Raw genomic sequence first — 21,394 nt, forward strand, 5'->3', positions numbered from 1 at the left:
GCAAATTCACACGTTTCCCAAATGTTCACCTTGCGGACACCGTTCCATTAACGCGGCGGCCATACGCTGGCGGGCGAGCCTATGTCAGCTGACTGATTGGGAAACCATGAAACGTGAAGAAACCGGCGGATCTACCGTCGCCACGGCCGACAACACCGGCCGCACCGAAAAAGACGAAAACAAAAACCTCGAGGACCTCGACGTCGACGACGACAGCGAGCGCAAAGACCCGCTCGGCTTCCTCCCGCTCGACGGCAAAGCCAAGGAGATCGCCAACTGGATCGCCGTGATCATCGGCATCTGGATCCTGCTCAACGGCGTGGGCATGATCGGTGACGGCTTCAAGGGCATCGCCGGCGACCGCGCGGAGGAGCTGTTCTCCTTCGCCGAGAACCCGTTCGTGGGTCTGGCCATCGGCATCGTGGCCACCTCGATCATTCAGTCTTCCTCCACCACCACCTCGATCGTGGTGGGCATGATCGCCGGCGGCCTGCCGCTGAACATCGCGATTCCGATGCTCTTCGGCGCGAACATGGGCACCTCCGTGACCTCCACCCTGGTGGCGCTTGGTCTGGCCGGTAACAAGAAGCAGTTCCAGCAGGGCTTCTCCATGGCCACCGTGCACGACTTCTTCAACCTGATTGCCATCCTGATCTTCTTCACGCTGGAAATGTTCACCGGCTTTTTGGGCAAGACCGCAACGGCGATTGCGCCGTCGCTGTCCGGCTCCGGTGACGGTGTACTGGCGGGCATCTTCGAATCCATCGGCGACTTCATCGACATGATCACCGAGCCGCTGGTGGGCCTCGCCGGCAGCCTGGTCGAGCCGCTGGGCGACGTCTGGGGCGGCGTGGTCCTGGCCGTGCTGGGCATCGTGCTGATCCTGTTTTCCATCCAGTTCATCGGCAACATCCTCAACGCGCTGCTGGTGGGCAAGGCCCAGGACATCCTCTACGCGGCCCTGGGCAAGAACGCCTTTGTGGGTGTGCTCTCCGGTGCCGCCATCACCACCCTGGTGCAGTCCTCCTCCACCACCACCGCACTGACCGTGCCGCTGGCCGCCTCCGGCAAATTCAAGGTGCGCACCCTGTTCCCGTTCGTGGTCGGCGCCAACATCGGCACCACCGTCACCGGCCTGATCGCCGCGTTCTCCGCCTCCGGTGCCGAAGCCGAAGCCGCGATGGCAGGTGCGCTGGTGCACACCCTGTTCAACACCTTCGCCGCGATCCTGATCCTGGGCGTGCCGTTCTTGCGCAAGCTCCCGCCGGCCGGCTCCGACTGGCTCGCAGCCATGGCAACGAAGAACAAGCTCTACGTCTTCGCGTGGATCGGCGGCGTGTTCTTCCTCATCCCGATTCTGGCCGTGTTCATCTCCAACGCACTCTCCTAAGGAGCCCCCAAAATGACTACTCCCGAGAACCCGACCAACACTGGAAACACCCCGGGCGAGACCCCCGACCTGACCCCGCTGGCGCAGGACCTGATTAACCGCGAAGCCCCCGATGCCGAGCTGCACGCGCTGCTGCACGAGCTGGAGGAGACCGCAGACGAGCTTCGCGGCGAGCTGCAGGCCCGCATGGGCAACCGCGACAAGCTGGAAGGCGAACAGGCCCGCGCCCACCGCAAGATCAACCCGAACGTCACCCCGGAGCAGGAAGAAGAGCTGAAGAACTTCCCCGAGTACTGGGCAAACTCCAAGGGCTCCTGGAGCAACCTGTTCAAGCTGCTGCGCGAACTGCGCAACGAGGTGCGGGAAGGCAAGGGTAATGCGTAAACGACTCACCGCGACTGTCGCTGTGGCCGCCGTCGCTGCGCTGGCCGTCGGCTGCGGCAACGACACCACCCCGGGCGAGGACGCCATCAAGGTCACCGGCTCCTCCACCGTCGAACCGATCACCAGCTACATGGCCAACCGCTACGACTTCGACGTGGACATCGACGCGGTCGGCTCCACCGACGGCTTCGAGGTGTTTTGCGCCGGCGACGCCGACATCAACGACGCCTCCGTGGCCATCCCCGGCTCGAGCGCGGACGTGGACTACCAGAAGCAGTGCGCCGATGCCGGCGTGAACTTCATCGAGCTGCCCATCGCTTTGGACGCCATCACGCTGGTCAAGCACCGCGACAACGACTGGGCCCAGGACCTGTCCATCCAGCAGCTGCACGACATCTGGGCGAAGGACTCTTCCGTGACCAAGTGGTCGGACATCGACCCGTCCTGGCCGGACGAGGAAATCACCCTCTACGGCCGCCCGGACGGCTCCGGCACCCTCGGCGTGTTCGAGCAGCTCGTGCTGGGCGGCGACGAGATCCGCGACGACTACCAGGCCACCGACGACATCCAGGAGCTGTCCAAGTGGGTCTCCGAGGACGTCAACGGTCTGAGCTTCATGGGCATCGGCAACTACCTGGCCACCGAGGACCCGACGCGCAACCGCATCGACAACGTACTTGTCGACGGCGTGGCACCGAGCGTCGATGAAGCAAAGAGCGGCAACTACCCGCTGGCGCGCCCGCTGTTCATCTACGTCAACGAGGACTCCGCAAAGCGCGAGGACGTCAACGAGTTCGTCACCACCTACCTGGACAAGGTCGAGGCCGTGCTGCCGCGCGTGTACTTCTACCAGCTGCCGGAAGAAGAGTACGACAAGGCGAAGAAGCGCTACGAGGACCGCGAAACCGGCGCTGACGAGCGCTGGCAGTAAGTAGGATCAGGCGCATGACTACCGAAAACGAAGGCCTGTACACCAACATCGAGACCGGGAAGACCGCTGCCGGCCAGGACGCCGCGGGCGGCGCGAACCAGAACATGGACACCCTGCCGCTCGGCGAGGGCGTGCGCACCGTCGAGGAAGCCGAGAACCACGAGGACAACGCTCGCTGGAACGACGGCAACCTGCCGCGCGAAGAGGTCCGCGACGGCTCCCGCGAGGACAGCTAACCGCACGCGCAACCACCGCCCCGGACGTGCACGACAGCCGTCCGGGGCGTTACTATATGCGGCGTGAGCACCCCATACGGCAACTTCAGAATCGGCGACCAGGAGCGCATGGACGCCATGGACACCCTCGGCCGCGCACTTGGCGAGGGCCGACTCAACATGGGCGAATTCGATGACCGCTGCCGACAGGTCGCCGAAGCACAGGTCCACTCCGACCTGGAACCGATTCTCGGGGATTTGCCGCCGCAGCAGCAGGCCGGGGGTGCCGTCGATAGGCAAGAAGTGCACCCGGGCGACGTGTTTTACAGCGGCCGCGAGATCATGCAGGCGCGGCGCTCCGGCAAGCGCATGCGCGCGGGCATGTTTTGGCTGGGCACGGTAGGCGCGTTCGGGCTCACCGCGCTGCACCCGGTGTTCCTGCTACTCATCCCTACCCTGTTCATCCTGCTGTACGTAATGAAGGTCGGCCCGGACTCCTGGTACACCCCCACCCTGCGGCAGCTGGAGCAGCAGCGCCGCCAGGAAATCAAACGCCGCCAGCTGGAAATCGAATCTGCCAAGGCGCACCAGCATGCCATGATGCGGGTGCAGCGTAGGGACCAGTTCAACCAGCTGACCTCGGACGCGCTCGATGTTGCACAAAACACGATAAACCGCTTCCGCAAACAGTAAACAGGCCTACAGTGGTGCCATGAGTGAGCCACTGAAGAAGCACCGCCATTTCGACCAGGCGGACAAACTGAAAAACGTCTCCTACGACATCCGCGGGCCGGTGAGCGCCACCGCCGAGAAGATGGAGCGCGACGGCCACACCATCTTGAAGCTCAACACCGGCAACCCGGCCGTGTTCGGCTTCGAGGCGCCGGACGTGATCATGCGCGACATGATTGCCAACCTACCCACCTCACAGGGCTACACCACCTCCAAGGGCATCACGTCCGCACGCCGCGCGGTGGTTACGCGCTACGAGATGATCGACGGCTTCCCGCCCTTCGACATCGACGACGTTTACCTGGGCAACGGCGTGTCCGAGCTGATCAGCATGACCACCCAGGCGCTGCTCAACGACGGCGACGAAATCCTCATCCCCGCCCCCGACTACCCACTGTGGACCGCCGCGTCCACGCTCGCCGGCGGCAAAGTCGTGCACTACATGTGCGACGAAGAGGACGATTGGAACCCCTCGCTCGAGGACATCAGGGAGAAAGTCACCGACCGCACCAAGGCGATCGTGGTGATCAACCCGAACAACCCCACCGGCGCCGTGTACTCGCGCGAGGTGCTCGAAGGCATCGCCGACATCGCCCGCGAGCACGAGCTCATGGTGCTTTCCGACGAAATCTACGATCGCGTACTTTACGACGGAGCTTCGCACATCTCCATGGCAGAAATCGCCCCGGATCTCGTGTGCATCACCTTCAACGGCCTGTCCAAGGCGTACCGGGTGTGCGGCTACCGCGCCGGCTGGATGGTTATCACGGGCCCAAAGCGCCGCGCCGCCGGCTTCATCGAAGGCCTCGACCTGCTTTCGGGGACCAGGTTGTGCGCGAACGTGCCCGGACAGCACGCCATCCAGGTGGCTCTTGGCGGCCGGCAGTCCATCTACGAACTCACCGCCGAAGGCGGGCGCCTGCACAAGCAACGCAACGTCGCAGTGCGAAAGCTCCGCGAAATCCCCGGTGTGTCCGTGGTGGAGCCGAAGGGTGCGCTGTACTGCTTCCCCAAGATCGACGCGGAGATGTACAACATCCACGACGACGAGAGGTTCATGCTGGACCTGCTCAAATCCGAAAAGATCCTCATGGTCCAGGGCACCGGCTTCAACTACCCCACCCCGGACCACTTCCGCGTGGTCACGCTGCCGTGGGCGTCGCAGTTGGAAAACGCCATCGAACGCCTGGGCAACTTCCTGGTGGACTACCACCAGCACTAGGGGTTCCAGCGCGCGGGGTTCCAGCGGCGACCGTGGCGAGGCATCCTGCGCCTATGACTTCTGCGCCCGTGCCCGGGGAGACGTTCCGACACAGATCTGCTAGTTCGTTCGGAATACCTCCTGAGCGAACTAGCAGATCAAGCGTTCAACTTCGCGTTTCCCCAGGTGTTATTGAAACGCGGCGCCAATAACAAGCTGATCTGCTAGTTCGCCTGCAAACCCTTAAATGGCGAACTAGCAGATCGGTGGGCTGGGAGTTGGGCTGGGAGCTACGCCACCGGGCGGAAGGTGTCCGGGGAGGCGGCTTTCCAGTCGGGGGCCCAGATCGAGGGGGCGTCTTCAAGCAGTTGCCCCGGGCGCAGCCACTCGTAGATGGATGCGTAGGAGCGCGACTCGGTCGGCGAGACGCTGCGGCGCAGCATGTGCGGGGTGAGCTCGGACGGGTCGGCGACACCCATGGACGCCATGAGGCGCACGGCAGTGTTGACGGTGGTCTTCTGGAAGTTGTAGACCGCCTTGGACTTGTCCTCCACCACGATGGCGCGGTTGCGGCGCGGGTCCTGGGTGGCCACGCCCGTGGGGCATTCGCCGGTGTGGCAGCGCTGGGCCTGGATGCAGCCGGTGGCCATCATCATGGCGCGGGCGGAGTTGGTGTAGTCCGCGCCCTGGATCATCCGCATGACGATGTCGGAGCCGCCGGAGACTTTGCCGGAGGCGCCGATCTTGATCTGGTCGCGAAGCCCAGTGCCCACGAGCGCGTTGTGCATCAGCATCAGGCCGTGGGTCAGCGGCATGCCCATGTGGTCTTCGAAGTCGATGGGCGCAGCACCGGTGCCGCCTTCGGAGCCGTCCACCACGATGAAGTCGGGCGCGGTGCCGACAGTGCGGATGGCCTTGCAGATGGCCAGCACTTCCCTGCGGCTGCTGACGCACATCTTGAATCCCGCCGGCTTGCCACCGGAAAGCTCGCGCATCTTGGCAATGAACTCGATGAGCTCGACCGGGGTGGTGAACACGCGGTGCGCCGCCGGGCTGATGCAGTCCACGCCCATGGGCACGCCGCGGATCTCGGAGACTTCCTTGGTGATCTTGTCCGCCGGCAGCACGCCGCCGATGCCGGGCTTGGCACCCTGGCTGAGCTTCAGCTCCACCATCTTGACCTGGTCGTCCTGCGCTTTGTCGCGGAACTTGGCCGGGTCGAAGCCGCCGTCCTCGGTGCGGGCGCCGAAGTAGCCGGTACCCATCTGCCAGACCAGGTCGCCGCCATTTTCCTGGTGGTACGGGGAGATGCCGCCCTCGCCGGTGTTGTGGGCGAACCCACCCATGGCCGCACCCTTGTTCAGAGAGCGCACGGCGTTTTTGGACAGCGAGCCGAAGCTCATCGAGGACACGTTCAGCATGGAGATGGAGTACGGCTTGGTGCAGTCCTTGCCACCCACGAGCGCGCGGGGCGGCTCGGCCGGCTCCTCCACCGGGGCGATGGAGTGCACGAGGTGCTCGTGGTTGGAGTCGTAGACGTCCTGGACGGTGCCGAACGACGTCTCACTCTGCTTGCCCTTCGCACGCTCGTAGATGGCGTTGCGCTGGTCGCGGTTGAAGGGGCGGCCGTCCCAGTCGCGTTCGATGAAGTACTGGCGCAGCTCCGGACCGATGTCCGTGAGCAGGTAGCGCATGTGCCCCAAAACGGGGTAGTTGCGCAGAATCGGGTATTTGGTCTGTGTGAGGTCGTGAATGGCGACACCACCCAGCGCTGCTGCGGCCGCGCCCAGGGCGCCCTTGGCAAACTTTCCTGACTTCTCCTTGGACATGCGGACTATCATGCCCCACTCAGCCAGAAATACTAAGACGGGCACACCCTGCAGGTATGCCCGAATTAGGTACTACGAAACTACAGGGTCCGACCCAGGGCGCGGAGCTGCCAGCCAGTGTTTTGCCAGTCGGTGACGTTGAGGACGTTTCGTCCGTCGATAAGCAATTGCTTTGCGACGAGCTCCGCCGCCCACCGCGGGTCCATTTCCTTGAACTCCTGCCACTCGGTGGCGAGGATGACCAGTTCCGCGCCGCGCAGTGCGTCCTCGAGGCTGGTGGCGTAGTCGAGGGTGGGGAAGACCTTGCGGGCGTTGTCCATGCCCTGCGGGTCGTAGACGCGCACGGAAGCGCCGGCGAGCGAAAGCTGGCCGGCCACAGCCAGTGCCGGCGAGTCGCGCACGTCGTCCGAGTTCGGCTTGAACGCGGCACCGAGCACGGTGATGTTGCGGCCGATGACGCTGCCGAGCTCCTCGCGGGCTAAGTCGATCACGCGCTGGCGGCGGCGCATGTTGATCGCATCCACCTCGCGCAGGAAGGTCAGTGCCTGATCGGCGCCGACCTCGCCGGCGCGTGCCATGAACGCGCGGATGTCCTTGGGCAGGCAGCCGCCGCCGAAACCGAGGCCGGCGCCGAGGAACTTCCGGCCGATGCGGTCGTCGTAGCCGATGGCGTCCGCAAGCTGGGTCACGTCCGCACCGACGTTCTCGCAGACCTCGGACACGGCGTTGATAAACGAGATTTTCGTGGCGAGGAAGGCGTTGGCGGAGACTTTCACCAGCTCCGCGGTCTGCAAATCCGTCACGATAAACGGGGTGTCGTTTTCCAGCGGGGTGGCGTACACCTCGCGGGCGATCTCCTCCGCGCGGGAGTTCTCGGCGCGGTGCCCCAGTACGATGCGGTCCGGCTCGATGGTGTCTTTCACGGCGTAGCCCTCGCGGAGGAACTCCGGGTTCCAGGCGATCTCGACGCTGGCCTTGTTGCCGTTGGCGGCGGCGAGTTTGTCGGCGCGCCCCTGCAGGGCGGCAGCGGTGCCGACCGGCACGGTGGACTTGCCCAGGATCAGGTGCTCGCCCTCGAGCTGGGGCACCAGGGCGTCGATGACGGCCTCGACGTAGCGGGTGTCGGCCGCGTAGGAGCCGCGCTGCTGCGGGGTGCCCACACCGATGAAGTGCACGTTCGCGAAGGCGGCGGCCTCGGCGTAGTCCGTCGTAAAGCCAAGGCGTCCTGCGTCGATGTTGCGCTCGAGCACCTCGGGCAAGCCCGGCTCGTAGAACGGCACTTTGGAGTTCTTCAGCGCCTCGATCTTGGTTTCGTCAACGTCTACGCCCAGCACCTCGTGGCCGAGTTCAGCCATGCACGCCGCATGCGTCGCGCCGAGGTAACCAGTGCCAATCACAGTCATCCGCATAAGTGGCCATTATGCCGTGGAGCGGCGAGGTCGGCAGAGTGAGTAATGTGTGCATATTTTTAGCAGCGGAAATTCATATGCTCCTCGCGGTCTCTATTTTTCAAAATCGTATTTTTTGCAAAATAGATAGATGGAGATTTCGCTAAAATCCCAGAATTGAAGATTCTGACCTGTAAAGGACGCTCTGGAAATGGACAACTACAAAAACCTGAAGACAGTGTTTCACAAATCCCCAAACGGCCAACGGGCTGCAGAGGCGGAGTACATCTCCCGATTTTCATCCCCAGCTGCGCTTCATTGGGACTTCACAGTAGGCAAACATCAACTTTTCGCGGTACTAACTGCGGAGATTCAGTCGCTTTTGGAGCAGGTCTGGAGGACGGAGCTCCGAATTTCCCACAAGTGGTCCACGCTTCCAGGCGTAGCAGGTAGCCACTACCTGACTGGCCTGCTCATTGAGGAAATCAAAGCGACCAATCAGATTGAGGGCGTGCATTCGACCCGTAAAGAAATTGCGGAAGCCCTAACCCGCCCCTCAACCGGACCGCATAAGCGTTTTCGCGAAATGGTTGCCTTCTACGAGTCGCTGCTTAACCCTAATGATCGACCAGAGTTCCCGCGGACTCCCGCATCCCTCCGCGCTGAATACGACAAGTTACTTGCGAAAGAAATCGATGAAGCGGATCGTCCCGACGGGCAATTGTTCCGAGCAGGAACAGTAGAGATTCACGATGGCATGAAGGGAGTTCACAAAGCTCCCCTCGGCGAAGACAACATTGAAGAGCGCATGCGGACGTTCCTAGACACCCAACAAGATGAAACCCATGTCCTCATCAACGCGCTCGTCGGCCACTTCATCTTTGAGTACACTCACCCGTTTTACGACGGTAACGGCCGTATGGGACGCTTTCTTCTCGCATTCAAGGCCCTCGAGGTCCTTTCTCCACCGACCTCGATGTCCCTCTCTCAACAGTTCTCGCTCCAGAGGAAGAAGTACTACGCGGCTTTCGTAGAGACGGAAAACGCGATGAACTACGGGGAGGGAACTTTCTTCCTCAAAGCCATTCTCGAGATGCTGATCGATGCTCAGAATGACCTGGAGACATCACTGGATCAAAAGCATTCCCAGTTACGTAGTTTGCAGGAGGTTTTATCCTCGGTAAATCGAGACGAATACGAACGCGACTTACTTTTCTTAGCCGCGCAGGCATTTCTTTTTAGCCCGGAGCTCCCCTTCCCCCTCAAAGAAGCAGTTTCAGCAATGGGGCGCTCTTGGAACACCGTCCGACCCGTTGCAGAACGCCTGGAGGCGGAGGGCCTAATCCAATCCGCATCCAAGCGTCCGCTCACGCTCGAACTCACTTCTCAGGGCCGTGAATACTTGCGTTTGTCAGAGTACTGAGCGGGGTAGGCCTTTGGCTCGTCGATAAGCAAAAGCCCCTACCGGAAGTTCAGGTACGCCTTCGACGGGGTTGGGCCGCGCTGGCCCTGGTACTTCGAGCCGAGCTTGCCGGAGCCGTACGGGGTGTCCGCGGGCGAGGTCATGTTGAACAGCGCGAGCTGGCCGACCCTCATGCCCGGCCACAAGACGATGGGCAAATTGGCCACGTTGGATAGCTCCAAGGTGATGTGGCCCGAAAAGCCCGGGTCGATGAAGCCCGCGGTGGAGTGCGTGAGCAGTCCCAGGCGGCCAAGGGAGGACTTGCCCTCGAGGCGGCCCGCCAGGTCCGTGGGCAGCGTGAAGCACTCGAGGGTGGAGGCGAGTACGAACTCGCCGGGGTGCAGGACAAACGCGTCGCCGTCCGGCACCTCAACGAGCGTGGTTAGATCCGGCATCTCCTGCTTCGGGTCGATGTGCGTGTACTTCGAGTTGTTGAAAACGCGGAAGAACTTGTCAATGCGCACATCGATCGAACTCGGCTGAATAAGCTCGGCGTCGAATGGGTCGATACCGAGGTGGCCGGAGTCAATGGCATCGCGGATGTCGTGATCTGAAAGCAACACGAATCTGAGTGTACTTCCCTGTTTTGGGCCGCGAATCCGTGGTGCTAAAGTTGGCAGAGCTGCCGGCGTAGTTTAGTGGTAGAACATCAGCTTCCCAAGCTGAGAGTGCGAGTTCGATTCTCGTCGCCGGCTCTCTTTTCTTTTTCGGGGTGCGGGCTACAAGAAGTAGCGGATCTTCCACGGCACCTCTGGGCCGTACACCTGCCTCGAGCACGGGCGCATGTCCGCTCGTGCAAGGGAGATGAACGGGTCCTTGATGCCGCTTTCTTCGGGAAAATTGCACTGCATGACGTTGTAGCCCACGCAGTACTTCACGGCGAACTGCATTGCCCACGGGTCGTGGTGGAAGACCTCGTCAACACCGAGTGGTGTGGCAATGACAGTACGCAAACCGGTCTGCTCCACGACCTCCACGGGCTGCCAGTCCTCGTCGGTGTGCATGGTGGCGTCCCATATCTCGCCGCCGAGCACATGGTGGCCGTTCCCCTCCACCTCGCACTCGTCCGCGTCAACATAACGCCGCGCCACCCACACCGGCGGTGCGGAAATCAGCTCGCCGGAGGAGTTGCGAAACGCGTTGCGCCCCGGCGAATACTCGAAAAGGAACCCGAGGCGGCGGATGCACTGCAGCGCCTCCTTCGAATTCGGGAACCGAAAAGCGAGCAAGAGCTGCCCCACGTTCACGGTGAAGTAACGGCCGTTTTGGAAGTTGCGAGTTGCGGTAAGGAAGACGGTGGGGTCCGGGAGGTCGTCGAAAAGCATTACGCGTGGCTGCAGGGCCCGATCGGCTTCGAGGACACCACGCTCACCGGGTAGCTGCGGCCGTTAGGTTTACCGCGCAGCACAGGCCACTCGCGGTTGTAGGCAGTGGCGTTGGCAAGGCGCTCCGGATCGTGGTGGTAGCAGGTGTACACGCCGTCCTCGGTGGAAAAGATCAGCTTGTTGCCGTCGTGTTCGATGATGGTGATGGGCAGCCAGTCTTCTTTGGGGCCGTTGGCGGCGCGCAGCACCGGGATCCAGTGCCCCTTGTGGCCGTTCGCGACCAGGTCGCACTGGTCGTGTCCGCACGGGATGCGCTCAGCGGGCGGCTCCGGCAGCGGGATTACGGTGCCGTTTTGGTCGCGGATTGCCCCTTCGATGGCGGAGTACTCGAACTTTGGCCCGGTGCGGCCGACAAAGTCGAAAGCATCCATAGCTGACGGGAATTCCGCGGTGACCGTGTCATCGGTGCCGTCGACAGTGAAGGTGACCGTGCTGATGTTGACGTTGCCCAGGGTTGCGGGCGCCCAGTCGTCGGCGAAGATGGGCTGGTTGGACATGTCGTTCATGTCGTTCATGTCGGAAGACATGGTTGATCTCCTTTGAGAATCGCACTTCCGGCGCGGCGGTTGCGCGTGCCGGCGGATCTTCCCCCGGGGGCACCGTGCGCGATATGCGCGGTTGCCAGCCGACGAGCCGGGAGGCTTTTCCCTTGTGCAGGGTGCGTCGGACTTCGTGATCCAGTTCAGAACAATAGCAGACCGCTTGGTCTACTGCAAGTGGGGTCGGAGGACGCCGATAAGCAATATGCTCAGAAGGATGAAACTGAGCAGTGCGATGATGACACTGGCGGCCGGGTACGGGGCGGTGCGCGGGCTGCAAAACCGGCCGGCAATGCCGTTCAACGACCGGAATTTTCAGCCCACACACCCCACGCCGGTGATGTATGTACACGGCATTAACTCGCGCACCGCAGCGTTTGAGTCGAACGCTCATAGACTGCGCGAGCAGGGGTTTTGGGTATGGGGGTACGACTACGGCGACATGATTGCGCCGGGGTTCTTCGGCGCAGGCGACCTCAGTTCCATCGTCGGCGACGTGGAGGACCACGTGGACCGCGTACTGCGGAAAACCGGGGCGGAGCAGGTGGATATTGTGGCGCACTCGCAGGGCGCGCTGATGACCAAGCTGTTCATCTCGCGCGGTGGTGCGGCGAAGGTGCGGCGCGTGGTGGCGATGGGCGGCAACTTCCACGGCACCGACTTCCGCGGGCTGGCCGGGAGGATGGGCGAGATCGCCTCGAAGCACCCGCGCCTCACCGCGCTGTTCGCCCCGGGAGCGGCGCAGCAGCTCGCTGGTTCCGCCTGGTTGCGCGAGTTCGCGAGCGGCCCGGACACCGTTCCGGGAATCGTGTACACCTCCATTTACTCGCCGGCGGACACCGTGGTCACGCCCGCGTCCGCGTCGATGCTTCAGGCCGCGCCGGGGGCGGATGTGGCGAACATCGACTCCGGGCAGTGGTACGACGGCTACGCGCCCTACCACGCGCTCATGCCGCGCGATCCGCTCTACGCGGAGCTCACCGCGTGGGGGCTGCTACGCGACGTGGGCGACCATGTGCCGCCTGCAAGTTTCGACTGAGCGCGCTGCTTATCGACGGGCTAAAGTTGCTGGCTAGATAGGTTAGTTCGAACGGTTGTTCGTGTTTTGTGTGGTCATGTCGGAGGCGTGTCGTAGCGTGTGCATTGTTCATTCGTTGACGGCGTGACTTTGAAGGGAGGGATCCGGCCATGACCACCGTGATTGACCACCACGTGGATCAGCTCGTCGATAGCCTCAAAGCTCTCGAGGCGCTCATGATGCAGCCCGAATCCCTCCACCTGTTGTCCACGCACCAGGCGATGGAGCGGCTGCACGCGGCGCTGCCGCTGCTGTCCAACGCGAACATCGCGTTTGCGCACCTGTGCGAGCGCGACGAGGCGGGACGGCTGGTCGGCGCGAACCACCCAGTGGAGTATTTGACCAAGCAGCTCGGACTCCCGCGGGCCGAGGCCTTTAGCCTGCTCAACCAGGCGAAGACGATGTTCGGCGAGGTCGAGGTGCCGACGCCGCCCTCGGATCCGCTGATGGACGAGGAAGACCGCAAGAAGCAAGCAGAGGAAGAGGAGCGCCGCAAAGAAGAAGCGCGCAAGGCCAAAGAGCGCGCCCGGAAGGCGGCCGCGAAGGCCAACACGGAGAAGAAGCGCATCATCGAGCGGGCGCTGATGCAGCTCAACGAGCATTCGGACCCGGGCCACGACGAGATCTACGCGCAGGCGCTCGAGGCGGCGGAGACGATGTCCGCGGAAGAGCTGCGGAAGCACGTGAACACACTGGTCAAGCGCGCCAACCGCAGGGGCAGGGACTACGAGGGCAACAAGGACCCGCTCGCCGCGTTTAAGAAGCGCACCATGATCTTTGGCGAGGAGGACAGCGACGGCGGTTCCTGGGGGCAGATCTACTTCGACAAAGCCAGCCGCGCCGCGTTCGAAGCCGCGCTGGCCGCCGGCGAGTCGCCCGGGGCGAACCTGCCGCCCGGCGCCGAGGACAAGCGCACCCGCGGGCAACGGCGGTTCGACCAACTCATGGACATCGTTAACGACCACGCGAACTCATCGGCCGTGGCGCGCAAGGGCATCGGCACCGTGGTGATGACGCTGACGTTAGACGACCTCATGGGCGCGGACGCCTACACCGAGTTCGCCACCAACACCTCCGTGTCCTTGACCGCTCTGGACATGGTCCGGCTCGGGCTAGCGGGCGACTCGTTTGCCCTCCAGCTGGACTCCTGCACCGGGGTACCACTGTCCCTCGGGCGGGCGCGGTTGGCCAGCGTGGAGCAGAAACTGGTGCTGTTGGCCATGCAGCAGGTGTGCGCCTGGACCGGATGCACCAAGCCGGGCGTGGAACTGGAAGCCCACCACATCCAGTCGTACCTGCACGGCGGGCTCACGGACCTGGAAAACCTTGTCCTCCTGTGCCGCGAGCACCACATGTGCAACAACGACAACAGGGATGGCGCCGGCGGCAAGGGATATTTCGACAAAGACCCCTCCACCTGGGACATCACCCACCACCCCGCCGACGGTGGGCCACCGACACCAACCGCCACGCATCAGTACCAACAATCGCCTGGTCAGAGAACTATTCGGCGGGTGCGGAAGAAATACCCCGCGTTCGACGACCCGCCGAACCAGACCACCACCGATCCTCCGTTATTTGATCTCGGCGATGGGTCCAGGGCCGGCCCCGACCGGGGCGGAAACACAGCGTGAAAGTTGGACGCGCGGCGTGGAATGCCGCGCGGGGTACCTCAGCGTGCTAACCGCAACGCACGATCGGCTGCGGGTCGTACACCGTGGTCTGGGTCTCCCGGTTGCGCTCATTTCCGGCGAGGTCGTAGATGATGCGAGTGTCGGACGTAGTGAACCCCGGCGCGCCCGATGACGGCACGCAGCTCGACCCGGAAACGTTCACCGGCTGCGGCTGCGTCTGCGCCCACCGGCCACCGTTGACAGACTCGACGGTCACGGTCTTGACACCCATCAGGCTCACCGTGACCTCCCCACCGCCGACACTGGTGGCAATGCGCACCGGGTACGGACTGTCGTTGCGGAACTGCAGGTCGATCGCACCCTCGTACACGGTCGCCTCGCGGCCCGCCGGGTAACGGGAGATGTAGTAGGAGTGCGGCATGTGCGCCACATCCGTCATGCCGGCGAAGTAGGAGGCGTTATACAAGGTGGTGGCGAACTGAGAGATGCCGCCGCCGACCGCGGTATCCGCGCGCCCGTTGAGGATGATGCCGGACTCCACGTACCCCTGCGCGGGACCGCGCGGGCCGGTGTAGCCGTTCAAGGAGAACGTCTCGCCCGGGTTCACAATCGCGCCGTTGACGGTCTGGGCCACCAGCAAAATGTTGGTGCCGGACGCGCCCGAGTAGCCGCTGGTGGTGAACGAGCCGACCACGTCGTTGAAGGTGGCGTTTTGCGCCTGTTCGGTGGTGAATTGCGCGGGCACGTCCTTGTACACCGCGTCCCACGCACGGGGTTCGCTGCCGGTCAGCCGCTTTTCAAATCCTGCGAGGGTGGCGTCCCAGTCCACCACGGATCCGTCCACGGACGGCTCGACGCCGCCGCCGGCCAGCACGCGGGCATTTTTGCCCTCCACTTCGGTCTCCGCGAGCTGGTCGCCCAAGATGGTGCGCGTGGCATCGAGGTTCACATCAGGTGTGATGCGGCCTTCTACTGCGGGGAACTGCACGATCTCCCCGATGCGGTCCTGCGGCACCGCGGCGGCGACGCCGTCCTTGCCGGTGACGGTGATCGGGCCGTCCAGGGCGGCGCGCACGGGGCCGCCGAGCGCGGCCTTCATGGCGTCGTCGTTGACCGCGGGCTGCGTCTGCGACGGCTCCAACTCGACACCGTCTGGGTTGAGCCAGCCGGTGGTGACCTCGTCGCGCAGGGCGGCGCGGTCCACGTCCTGGCCCAGCTTCGGATCGGTCGTTTCGGCCTTGCCGCCCTGCACACGGATGGTGCCGTCGATGGGGTCCACGTGCAGCTCTTCAACCATGCGGTCGAGCTGGCCGCCCAGGGCTTTGTCGTCGACGGTCGGCACGACGTCCACTTCTCGGGTGGTGAACAACCCGCGGAGTCGGTCCACGGGGTTGGCGGTCTCGATGCCGGCGGCGTCCACCGTGGCGTCGAAGTCGATGCCCAGGCCCGACTTCGCAGGGATAAACTCGGTGGACTTCTCCCCCGCCTTCACGGGCACGGCCTTGTCGGCGACACCGCCGAGTTCTGCTTGGAGCTTCTCGCGCGCCTCATCCGGCGCCATCGCACCGATGTCCACGCCGCCGACCTGAGTACCGCGGGGGACGTTGCCCCGGTGGGTGGCCAGGTCCGCCAGGTAGATCGCAAGCGCCACGGCGAGGATGCCCAAAAGCACACCTAGCGTTATTTTCGTGCCGCGGCCCATCACGCCCGGCCCGCCCTTGGCGGTGCCGGCGCGGCCCTTTCTGTGCGAGGTTGCCTTCACCGTAGTCACGCGCCCCACAATAATGCAGATCTTTGATCCCTCATAGCCGCGGGAGCGTGAGAAACGCTTACAACCCCACGTCGATGAGCTGCTGCTGCACCCTGGTCGCTGCCTCGTCCACACGGGCTTCGGGGATGTAGCCCTGGTGGACGCACCACACGATGTGGTCGATGATGCCCGGCAGGTCCGCGCCCGAGGACCACAACGCCTGGTCCGCACCGGAACCGATTGCCCTGGCCACAGCGTCGCGGGTGGGGGCATAGTCCAGGATGCCGCGCATGCCGGATAGGTCGTCGGTGACTACAACGCCTTCGAAGGGCACGCCGCCGGGATAGTCGCCGGTGCGCAGCAGCCGGTAGGTGTCCGGGTTCATGGAGCTGGGCACGCCGTCCGGGCCAAGGCTGGGGACGATCATGTGCCCCATCATCACGCTGGCGCGCGGGAACTGTTCCAGTAGCGGGCCGTAGGGTCGCAGGTCCAGCTCGCGCATCTGGTCCAGCGGCGGGGTGACGGCCAGGTGGTGGTGCGTGTCCCCGGAGGCGCGCCCGTGGCCGGGGAAGTGTTTGAACGTCGGCGTGACCCCGGCGTCGATAAGCCCCTGCGAGAATAGCCCTGCCACGCGCACGACTTCGTCGGGGTTGCCGTGGAAGGAGCGGTCGCCCACGATGTCCAGGCCGTTGAGGTCCAGGTCCAGCAGCGGCGCGTAGTCCACGTTGATGCCGTGGGCGCGTAAGGAGCGGCCGATGTCGTAGCCGGTGCCGCGAATTACCTCGGGCGGCTGCCCGGCGAGCGCGCGCGGCGGCATGAACTCGCCGAGTACGGGGGTGTGGCGCTGCACGCGGCCGCCTTCGAAGTCGATGGCCACGCTAAACGGCCGGTGGTACTGAGCGCGCAGCGCGTTGATGTCGCGGCCCACCTCGGTCAGCAGTGCCGGGTCCGCCCAGCTGGGGATAATCAAACCGCCGACGCCTTGGTCCAGCGCGAACCGAGCCTGGTCGTAGTTGGCCACGCCGACCACCATGAGCGAGGCGACCTTTTGCCGCAGCTCGTCCGGCACACGCTGCTGCGCAGGCGTTAAGGGCGCGGGCGCCGCCGGGGGTTCAGGTGGCGCCGGCATCTCGGGGGCTTGTTGCTTCTCGACGTCCTCACGGTCCGCCCCCGCAGTCTCCAGGGCAACCTCAGCTGCGTTGTCCTCTGGCTGTTCGGCGCATCCGGCGAAGGCGACGGTAGACAGGAACGCAAGTGCGAGCATCGCCGCACCTGTCCGAGCCCGCATGCGCCTGTCCCCTTGTCAGCTGTTTCAACACTGTTTCAAACCACAGCCACTGTACCCGCTGCTGGTAGGCTTCTCCGACATGTCCCATCGAGTATTTGCCCTGCCGGCGTCGCTTGCCCGGCGCGCCACCGCGCCCGTGTTGGCCAGCACGGTCGTCGGCGTCGTACTCGGTGTTGTGGGGGTGCTCGGCATCGCGTCCGTGTCCGGCCAGTCCACGGTGCCGCAGGGCACGGCGGTGCCGGCGGATGAGGCGGTGCTGGGCGGGCCGGAGTACGGCTCGAGGAAGTAGGCGCTCGTGCGGGGGATGCGCGCGCACCTCGCGGGCTGGCTGGTCCTGCTCGTTGTTGTGCTTGCACAGCCGCCGGAGCAGGTCGCGGCGGACACCAAGTTCGACCTGGTTGCCGCCCCCGGTCGGTTTTTGCGCCGCGCGACCCACGCGTACACGGACGAGTTTCCGCTGGGCCAGGTGCAAAACCAGGCGTACGGGTATTTGTTCCCGCAAGGGCCGTTCTTCCTGGTGGGGGACCTACTGGGCGTGCCGGATTGGTTGATCCAGCGCGCGTGGTGGTGGCTGTTGCTGTGCCTGGCGTTCTCGGGCGCGCTGACGCTGGCGCGGCGCGTAGGCATCCGTGGCACGTTCCCGCAGGTCCTCGCGGCGGGGCTCTATGCGCTGAGCCCGCGCATCCTGACCACGCTCACCGCGATCTCCTCGGAAGCGTGGCCGGTGGCGCTGGTGCCGTGGACGCTGATCCCGCTGACGCTTCGCACCCCGCGGGTGGCGCCGGCGGTGGTGGCGGTGGCGTGCATGGGCGCGGTCAACGCTACCGCCACAATCGCCGCCTGCTTGCCGGCGTTTGTGCTGCTGATCGCCCGGCGCTCCTACGCGGCGGCGGGCAAGTTCGTGCTCGGCGCGGCGGCGGTGTCGGCGTGGTGGATTGGGCCACTGCTGGTGCTGGGGCGATACTCCCCGCCGTTTACGGACTTCATCGAGTCTGCCCGCGTGACCACCGCGTGGCTCAACCCGGTGGAGATTCTGCGTGGCACCACCAGCTGGACTCCGTTCGTGGACACGGAGCGCGCCGCCGGCCACCTGCTGGTGGCGGAGCCGACGTTCATCATCGCCACCTGTCTCGTCGCCGCCGCTGGGCTCGCGGGTTTGGCGCGCCGGGACATGCCGTGGCGCGGGCCGTTGCTCGCGGTGTTCGCGGTCGGCTTCTGGGTGCTCGGTTCCGCGCACATGGGCACTTCGCTTTACGACGGTGCTCTCGCCCCCTTCCGCAACCTGCATAAATTCGACCCCCTGGTTCACCTGCCGCTCGCGCTCGGTGCCGGGCATGCGGCCGCGAAGGTGAACCACCCCAAGGCCGTCGGCATCACGCTCGCCGCCGTCGTGGCGGTGGCGCCGGCGTGGTCACTGCGCCTGCTCCCGGAAGGCACCTGGACCGAGGTGTCCCAGGACTGGGTAGCCGCGGGTCAGTGGTTGGACGAGCACGCCGCCGGCACCCGCACGCTTGTGGTCCCTCCGGCGTCGTTCGCGCGGCAAACGTGGGGGTGGACGCGCGACGAGCCGATCCAGGCGCTGACCCAGGCGAAGTTCGCGTTCAGGGACGCGGTGCCGCTGGTGGACCCGGAGGCGATTCGGGGGTTGGAGGGGCAGGCGGAGCTCGTCGATAGGCAAGCGCTGCGATCCATCGGCGTGGGCGCGGTGGTGGTGCGCCGGGACCTTGAGCACCAACCTCCAACGCCGAGCCTGGGCGAGCCGGACGCGAGCTTCGGCGAGGTGGACGTGTTCCTGCTGGACCCGCATGCGGACGTGATGGAGACGGAGCGCGAGCCGGTCGCGGTGGACGGCGGCGGCGAGGTGTTGCCGCTTCTGTGGCGCGAGCTCGGCTACTTCCCGGCACGCCTGGCCAGCGGAAATGCTGATGTTGTCACCGACACCCCGGCGCTTGCGGTGCGCAACTACGGCACCATCGACGGCCAGTCCGGCCACCTCACCGCCGAGTGGGAGGACGCCACGGTGCGCAACCGGGTGAAGGACTACCCGTCTGCGGGCACGCGCACTGCGGTGACAATGGACGGCTTCGCCCGCGCGTCTTCGTCGGCCGCCGATGCCGGTGCGTTCGGCGGCCCCGACGCGTCAAAGTCGCTGACCTCCGCCTTCGACGGTGTGAGCGAAACAGCCTGGTGGCCTGCGCCCGGCGACGCGCGCGCCTGGATCGAATTCCAATCGCAGCAGGAGCACGTCACCATCGCCGCCACCGCAGACACGACGGTGCAGCTGTGCGACGGGCACAGTAATTGCCGCAGCGTCACCCTAGTGAAAGACCAGCCGCGCAGGCTCACCCGCGGCGACGCCACAATCCTGCAGCTGACGGAGCCGGTGGGCATCCGCGAGCTCGACGTGGGAGTCACGCGCATCGTGGAGGTCCAAGGCACCGCGGACCGCTACTTCTTCCAGCGCCACTTCCCCGAGCACACGGTGATCCAGCGCCGCTTCACCACCGCCGCAGACGCCACGTGGCAGCTCAGCGCGCCTGCCACCATCGACGGCGAGCGCCGCGTGGGCAGCGTGTTCTTGAAGGCCGGCACCCACGAGCTGTTCACACGCGCGGACACGGTCATGCTCTCCCGCGCGCCCCTGCCGAACCGCGCCGGCGACAGGTTGATCCTGACCACCCGCGCGTTCAACGACGGGCTTCGCGCCACCCTCGGCGACACCGAGTTAGAGCCGGTGCGTATCGACTCCGGCGCCCAAGCCTTCCGCGTCCCCGAGGGGGCAAACGGCGAGTTTCGGATGCGTTTCGCCGGGGACAACGCCTACCGCTACTCGCTGATCTTAGGCGGGGCGTTCAGCCTGCTCGTGCTGGCGCTGTGTTTGTGGGTGCCGTGGCGGCGCGAAGACGACACCCCGTACATGCCGAAGCCCAACGGGAACTGGGCGCCGACTGTCGCCGTGATCGCCTCGTTCCCGTTCCAGGGCCTGGCGGCGGTGGCGCTGGCGTGGGTGGTGCGCCGCTTCACCGTGTTGCCGATGCACCGCGTCGCGGCCGCCGCCATGGCCCTCTGCGGGCTCGTGCTGGCGCGGGCGGCGTGGCCGGCGGCGAACTACGCCGGTTCCTCCACCTTCTTGGTCGTGGCCGGCCTGTTCGCCGTGGCGTGCCTGACCAGCCGCGCGCCCGGCACCTCCACCAGCTCGTAGGAGATGTACGCCACCGCGGTACTCGCCAGCACGGTGGCCACGTACACCAGCACAAAGTGCCCCGAAAACATCGGCACCCCGAGTACGGGGAAGACGAAGTACAGCACCGCCATGTGCCACAGGAACACCGAGTAGGACCAGTGGCCCAGGGTGCGCATCACCCTCGACGACAGCACCGTGCCGCGCTCACGCCGCCCCAGCGCGAATGGCGCAACGACCAGCGCCGCGAACAACGCGCCGAGCAGCACACGCACGTTGAACTCGAGCGGCGACGGGTGCTCCAACCCCCGCGGGCCCACCACCCCACCGACCCACGCCACCGGCAGCGCCAGCGCCGCAACCGGCCAGCGCGGGCCGGCGTAACGCACGCCGGCGCGCTCCAGCTCCGCCAGCACGAGCCCCACCGCGAACCAGGGGGCGTACGACGGCGGCCAGATCTGCATGTTCACCACCGCCGGGTCCGCGATACCCGCCACTGCCCACGGCCACGCCAGCCCCAGCACCACCGACCCCGCCAGCGCAACGCGGCGGCCTCGCGGCCCGAGGCGTAGGTACAACGGCAGCACCAGGTAGAAGGCGGCTTCGACGCAGAGCGACCACATCTGCGTGAGCCCGTCGATAAGCGAATGCGGCACGTAAATCTGCGCAAGCAGCACATTCGCTGCGACCTGGCCCCACGTCACCCCCGCGAGCGGCGGCAGCGCAAGCAGCACCACAACCACGCACACGAGGTACGCGGGCGCAAGGCGTGCGATGCGGCGCGAATAGTACCCCTCCCGCCGTCCGCCGCGCGCCAGCAAAAACGCCGAGAGCGCGAAGAAGACAGCCACGAAGTAGTCGAAGCGCTCCAGCACCGCGGAGCCGGTGGCGGTCTGGAACGCGACGTGCGTGGCCACGATGCCGTAGGCGGCCACGGCGCGCAGCCCGTCGAGCTCGGGCAAAATGGCGGGTCTGTTCACGATGGCGCAAGTCTAGCCACCCGGTAG

At 65.1% G+C, this 21,394-nt stretch carries 19 protein-coding genes, 1 tRNA gene and 1 riboswitch; of the genes, 12 read left to right on the top strand and 8 right to left on the bottom strand.

What is annotated here, in order from left to right; genetic code table 11:
* Positions 1–106 precede the first annotated feature (106 nt).
* The 6 genes from CAFEA_RS10025 (at position 107) to CAFEA_RS10050 (ending at position 4,874) form a co-directional block, all read left to right on the top strand.
* Positions 107–1,390 (top strand): Na/Pi symporter, encoded by a 1,284-nt coding sequence (locus CAFEA_RS10025; RefSeq protein WP_063937007.1) that lies wholly within the window; start codon positions 107–109, stop codon positions 1,388–1,390.
* 12 nt (positions 1,391–1,402) lie between these two features.
* Positions 1,403–1,774, top strand: a complete 372-nt coding sequence (locus CAFEA_RS10030) for a hypothetical protein (protein ID WP_063937006.1) — start codon at positions 1,403–1,405, stop codon at positions 1,772–1,774.
* A complete protein-coding gene (locus CAFEA_RS10035; RefSeq protein WP_063937005.1) occupies positions 1,767–2,705 on the top strand; it encodes a substrate-binding domain-containing protein in 939 nt (312 codons plus the stop codon). Before CAFEA_RS10030 ends, CAFEA_RS10035 begins: the two co-directional genes overlap by 8 nt.
* Before the next feature lie 14 nt (positions 2,706–2,719).
* Positions 2,720–2,941: a hypothetical protein gene (locus tag CAFEA_RS10040; RefSeq protein ID WP_035000198.1), complete on the top strand. Its 222-nt coding sequence runs from the start codon at positions 2,720–2,722 to the stop codon at positions 2,939–2,941.
* 63 nt (positions 2,942–3,004) lie between these two features.
* Complete coding sequence (locus CAFEA_RS10045; RefSeq protein WP_063937004.1) at positions 3,005–3,613, top strand: DUF1707 SHOCT-like domain-containing protein; 609 nt, start codon at positions 3,005–3,007, stop codon at positions 3,611–3,613.
* A 19-nt stretch (positions 3,614–3,632) separates the two neighbouring features.
* On the top strand, positions 3,633–4,874 hold the full coding sequence (locus CAFEA_RS10050; protein ID WP_063937003.1) for a pyridoxal phosphate-dependent aminotransferase: 1,242 nt from the start codon (positions 3,633–3,635) through the stop codon (positions 4,872–4,874).
* Positions 4,875–5,143: 269 nt separating this feature from the next.
* On the opposite strand, the gene CAFEA_RS10055 is transcribed toward CAFEA_RS10050, so the two are convergent.
* Both CAFEA_RS10055 and CAFEA_RS10060 read right to left on the bottom strand, forming a co-directional pair.
* Complete coding sequence (locus CAFEA_RS10055; RefSeq protein WP_253704893.1) at positions 5,144–6,682, bottom strand: FMN-binding glutamate synthase family protein; 1,539 nt, start codon at positions 6,680–6,682, stop codon at positions 5,144–5,146.
* 80 nt (positions 6,683–6,762) lie between these two features.
* A complete protein-coding gene (locus CAFEA_RS10060; protein WP_063937001.1) occupies positions 6,763–8,091 on the bottom strand; it encodes a UDP-glucose dehydrogenase family protein in 1,329 nt (442 codons plus the stop codon).
* 190 nt (positions 8,092–8,281) lie between these two features.
* On the opposite strand from CAFEA_RS10060, the gene CAFEA_RS10065 reads away from it, so the two are divergent.
* Positions 8,282–9,493 (top strand): Fic family protein, encoded by a 1,212-nt coding sequence (locus CAFEA_RS10065; RefSeq protein WP_063937000.1) that lies wholly within the window; start codon positions 8,282–8,284, stop codon positions 9,491–9,493.
* Between the two features lie 38 nt (positions 9,494–9,531).
* Here CAFEA_RS10065 and dcd read toward each other — a convergent pair whose 3' ends face one another.
* A complete protein-coding gene (dcd, locus tag CAFEA_RS10070) occupies positions 9,532–10,095 on the bottom strand; it encodes a dCTP deaminase (RefSeq protein WP_063936999.1) in 564 nt (187 codons plus the stop codon).
* 61 nt (positions 10,096–10,156) lie between these two features.
* Between dcd and CAFEA_RS10075 the strand changes: the two genes are divergently transcribed.
* Positions 10,157–10,227: transfer RNA gene (locus tag CAFEA_RS10075), tRNA-Gly, on the top strand.
* Positions 10,228–10,251: 24 nt separating this feature from the next.
* Here CAFEA_RS10075 and CAFEA_RS10080 read toward each other — a convergent pair.
* Positions 10,252–10,857: a hypothetical protein gene (locus CAFEA_RS10080; protein WP_063936998.1), complete on the bottom strand. Its 606-nt coding sequence runs from the start codon at positions 10,855–10,857 to the stop codon at positions 10,252–10,254.
* Complete coding sequence (locus CAFEA_RS10085) at positions 10,857–11,444, bottom strand: hypothetical protein (RefSeq protein ID WP_063936997.1); 588 nt, start codon at positions 11,442–11,444, stop codon at positions 10,857–10,859. The genes CAFEA_RS10080 and CAFEA_RS10085 overlap by 1 nt, the downstream gene beginning before the upstream one ends.
* Positions 11,445–11,460: 16 nt before the next feature.
* Positions 11,461–11,595, bottom strand: a riboswitch (SAM riboswitch).
* A 78-nt stretch (positions 11,596–11,673) separates the two neighbouring features.
* Between CAFEA_RS10085 and CAFEA_RS10090 the strand changes: the two genes are divergently transcribed.
* Positions 11,674–12,495 (top strand): serine aminopeptidase domain-containing protein, encoded by an 822-nt coding sequence (locus tag CAFEA_RS10090; RefSeq protein ID WP_253704891.1) that lies wholly within the window; start codon positions 11,674–11,676, stop codon positions 12,493–12,495.
* A gap of 149 nt (positions 12,496–12,644) precedes the next feature.
* Positions 12,645–14,168 (top strand): HNH endonuclease signature motif containing protein, encoded by a 1,524-nt coding sequence (locus CAFEA_RS10095; protein WP_063936996.1) that lies wholly within the window; start codon positions 12,645–12,647, stop codon positions 14,166–14,168.
* A gap of 46 nt (positions 14,169–14,214) precedes the next feature.
* On the opposite strand, the gene CAFEA_RS10100 is transcribed toward CAFEA_RS10095, so the two are convergent.
* Positions 14,215–15,870 (bottom strand): VanW family protein, encoded by a 1,656-nt coding sequence (locus tag CAFEA_RS10100; protein ID WP_253704895.1) that lies wholly within the window; start codon positions 15,868–15,870, stop codon positions 14,215–14,217.
* A gap of 127 nt (positions 15,871–15,997) precedes the next feature.
* Positions 15,998–17,206, bottom strand: coding sequence for a glycoside hydrolase family 3 N-terminal domain-containing protein (locus CAFEA_RS10105; protein ID WP_063936995.1), 1,209 nt, complete (start codon positions 17,204–17,206; stop codon positions 15,998–16,000).
* Between the two features lie 79 nt (positions 17,207–17,285).
* Here CAFEA_RS10105 and CAFEA_RS10110 point away from each other — a divergent pair, with 79 nt between their 5' ends.
* Both CAFEA_RS10110 and CAFEA_RS10115 read left to right on the top strand, forming a co-directional pair.
* Positions 17,286–17,495: a DUF2613 domain-containing protein gene (locus CAFEA_RS10110; protein ID WP_035000326.1), complete on the top strand. Its 210-nt coding sequence runs from the start codon at positions 17,286–17,288 to the stop codon at positions 17,493–17,495.
* A 15-nt stretch (positions 17,496–17,510) separates the two neighbouring features.
* Positions 17,511–20,408: an alpha-(1->3)-arabinofuranosyltransferase domain-containing protein gene (locus CAFEA_RS10115; RefSeq protein WP_063936994.1), complete on the top strand. Its 2,898-nt coding sequence runs from the start codon at positions 17,511–17,513 to the stop codon at positions 20,406–20,408.
* On the opposite strand, the gene CAFEA_RS10120 is transcribed toward CAFEA_RS10115, so the two are convergent.
* Positions 20,315–21,367, bottom strand: coding sequence for an acyltransferase family protein (locus CAFEA_RS10120; protein ID WP_286131615.1), 1,053 nt, complete (start codon positions 21,365–21,367; stop codon positions 20,315–20,317). The genes CAFEA_RS10115 and CAFEA_RS10120 overlap by 94 nt on opposite strands.
* Between the last annotated feature and the right edge of the window lie 27 nt (positions 21,368–21,394).

Source organism: Corynebacterium afermentans subsp. afermentans, from assembly GCF_030408355.1.
GTDB lineage: Bacteria > Actinomycetota > Actinomycetes > Mycobacteriales > Mycobacteriaceae > Corynebacterium > Corynebacterium afermentans.